Here is a 3,143-nt window from a genome sequence, read left to right on the forward strand (position 1 = left end):
ATTCGATGACTGCACATTTTACGGACATTTCCGTCAGCGCGCGCTATGCCGAGCTCCCTGGGCTGATGGCCAGCGTCGCTGAACAGGCTGCTGGACTGGGCGTTGCTGCCGACGATTCGCTACGCCTGCAACTGGTCATCGAAGAGTTGTTCACCAACACGATTGCCCACGGCCACCACGGCGACAGCGAGCACCAGGTTAACCTCGCCCTGGGCGGCAAAAACGGCATCCTGACCCTGCGCTACGAAGACGATGCGCCGCCTTTTGATAATTCCGAATTTGGGCAAAATTTCCGGTTGACCGTGGAAGTCGGCGGCCAGGGCCTTGGCCTGATCCACGGCATGAGCAAAGCCATCCGCTACCGGCGGCTGGGGCCACTCAACATCACCGAAATCGAGTTTTAGGCGCCGTTGCGCAAGGCCAGCAAGGGCGGCGTGGCGATCAACTGGCGAACCGCCAGCCAGCCGATGAGTACGACCAGCAAGCCACCACCGACCGTCGACAGCGCCGGCAACCAGAGACCGAACGACAAATCCAGCTGAAATGCCTGCTGGCCGACAAGGCGCCCGAGCAGCATGGCGCCGATCGCCGCCATGAGGCCGGCGACGCTGCCGATGACACCCAGTTCAACGAGCATGGCCTGGCGCAATTGCGCCCGTTGGGCACCGAGCGAGCGCATCACGGCCAGTTCGTAGCGGCGCTCGTCGAAGCTGGTCAGCAAAGCCGAATACAGAACGATGCCGCCGGCCAGCAAGGCAAAGACAAAAACGAACTGGACAGCGCCGGCCACCTGGCCGATGACCACCTGCAACTGGCGCAGGATGGCGCCGACATCGATCATCGTCAGGCCGGGAAAGCGCCGGACCAATTCGGACGCGGCATCGGCCCGCTCGGCCGGCAAATGGAAACTGGTGATGTAACTGGCTGGCGCATCTTCAATGACGCCGGGTGGCGTCAGGACGAAGAAATTGACGCGCATCGAGTCCCAGGACAGCTTGCGCAGGTTGCTGGTCTTCACGCGTTTTTCGACGCCGGCGACCATGAACACCAGTTCGTCGCCGAGTGCGATGCCCAAGGTTTTGGCCAGCCCCTCCTCGACTGAGGCCAGCCCCTGCCCGGCCTCATCCGGAGCGAACCAACTCCCGGCCGTAACCCGGTTTCCGGCGGGCAGATCGCTGCGCCATGACAGGTTGAATTCCCGTTCGATCAGGCGCTGGGCGCGTTCGTCGTCGGGGAAGCTGGCCGGACTGACCTCCTTGCCGGCGATTTTGACCAGGCGGGCGCGAATCATCGGCAACAACTCAGCCTCGACGCCGCTGGCGCGCAGCATGTCAGCCACCGGCTGGCGCTGGTCGGGCTGGATATTGATGACGAAACGGTTGGGGGCGTCGGCCGGCACGGATTGCTGCCAGGCATCGAGCAATTCGGCCCGGATCACCGTCAGCAGCAACATCGCCATCAGGCCGATGGCCAGTGCGACGATCTGCACGGCGCTCGACGACGCATGGCGGGTCAGGCTAGCCAGCCCCTGGCGCCAGCCGAAACCGACGCCACCGCGCAGGCGGGCGATGGCGGCAATGATGAGCCGGGCGACGATCCAGAAGCTGCCGAGGGCGACGACAAAGCCGCCGACGGCATAGGCACCGAGCCCTATATCGCCAGCGACCCAGATGATCAAGGCGGCGAGCAGAACGAGGCCAACCCCGTAACCGCCGAGCGAAGACGCCTGCGGCGGGCCGAGTTCGCGGCGCAGGACGCGCAGGGTCGGGACGCGTGCCAGTTGCATGAGCGGCGGGAAAGCGAAGCCGAAGAGCAGCACACCGGCGACGCCCAGCCCACCAACCAGCGGTAACCAGCCCGGCGCCGGCAAGTCGAGCACGAGCAAGGCGGACAGCCAGTGGATCAGCACGAAATGCGCGGCATAGCCAACGATGCTGCCGACGACTGCAGCCAGCAAGGCCAGCCAGAGAAACAGCCAGCCATGCAGACGGAGCAGTCCGCCCTGCGTCATGCCCAGGCAGCGCATGACGGCGCAGGCGTCGAGATGGCGCTGCATGTAGCGGCGCGCCGCCATGGCCGCGGCGACGGCGGCCAGTACCACGGTCAACACTGTCGACAGGCCCAAAAAGCGCTCGGCTCGATCCAGCGCGCCCCGGATTTCCGGCCGGGCATTACGTGTGTCTTCGAGCCGTTCGCCACGTTCCAGACGTGGCGTCAGCCAGGCCTGATAGCCAGCAACAGCCTTCGCCTCACCGGCGGCCAGTAGGCTGTAGCGGATGCGCGCCCCGGGCTGGATCAGGCCGGTGGCCGGCAGGTCGTCGACGTGCATCATGAGCCGCGGCGCCAGACTGAAAAAATTGACGCCACGATCCGGCTCACGGGTCAGGATGGCGGCCACCTTCAAGCGCTGTCCGCCGACCGTTACCGATCCGCCCGGCCCAACTTGTAGCGCAGCCGACAGTCGTTCATCGATCCAGACTGCCCCGGGTGCCGGTCCTCCCTCGGCGGGTTCGCCCGCCCCCCCTGCCCGTTGGCTGGTTTCCACCCGGCCACGCAGCGGATAGCCCGGGCTGACCGCCTTGATGTCGGCTAGTTGCGCCTGTTCGGAGCCGATGACCATGCTCGGAAAAACCCGTGTTTCGGCCAGAGCGAGGCCGCGGCGGTGGGCTTCGGTGGCATAGGCAGCAGGCAAGGCATGGTCGGCGATGAGGATGAGGTCACCACCCATCATTTGCCGCGCTTCGCGTTCCAGTGCTAGGCGCACCCGATCGGCGAAGAAGCCGACGGCGGTGACCGCGGCGACGGCAATGGCGAGCGCCGCGAAGAGCAGACGAAGCTCGCCGGAGCGCAACTCGCGGCCGAGCGTGCGCCAGGCGCGGCCGGCAATCATGGCCGCACGGACCAGCGGGCGCGGAACTCAGGCGCGGGCACGGCTTTCCCGTGCAAATGGCCCTGCAGTTGTTGGCAGCCAAGCCCGGCCAGGAATTCGGACTGCGCAACCGTTTCGACGCCTTCAGCAACCACCTCGAATTCGAGGCTGCGGGCCAGTGCCATGACCGTTCGGATAATCGCCTCGTCGCCTGTATTTTTGCCGATGCCATCGACAAAGGATTTGTCGATTTTCAATTGCTGGACCGGCAGCA

Annotated in this window: 3 protein-coding genes; 1 reads left to right on the top strand and 2 read right to left on the bottom strand. The window is 65.4% G+C overall.

The window, feature by feature from the left end; translation table 11 throughout:
- Positions 1-404: ATP-binding protein (locus tag ADADOO_RS09620; RefSeq protein ID WP_511277061.1), on the top strand; the 404-nt coding region annotated here is incomplete at its 5' end.
- Here ADADOO_RS09620 and ADADOO_RS09625 read toward each other — a convergent pair.
- Positions 401-2,890 (bottom strand): ABC transporter permease, encoded by a 2,490-nt coding sequence (locus ADADOO_RS09625; protein ID WP_511277062.1) that lies wholly within the window; start codon positions 2,888-2,890, stop codon positions 401-403. The genes ADADOO_RS09620 and ADADOO_RS09625 overlap by 4 nt on opposite strands.
- On the bottom strand, positions 2,887-3,126 hold the full coding sequence (locus ADADOO_RS09630) for an EAL domain-containing protein (RefSeq protein WP_511277064.1): 240 nt from the start codon (positions 3,124-3,126) through the stop codon (positions 2,887-2,889). Before ADADOO_RS09630 ends, ADADOO_RS09625 begins: the two co-directional genes overlap by 4 nt.
- Positions 3,127-3,143 lie beyond the last annotated feature (17 nt).

Origin of the sequence: Azonexus sp. (assembly GCF_036170495.1) — a bacterium.
Taxonomy (GTDB): Bacteria; Pseudomonadota; Gammaproteobacteria; order Burkholderiales; family Rhodocyclaceae; genus Azonexus.

Coding starts and splice junctions, on each gene's coding strand:
- ADADOO_RS09625 (WP_511277062.1), bottom strand. CDS start 2,890: ATGATTGCCGGCCGCGCCTGGCGCACGCTCGGCCGCGAGTTGCGCTCC.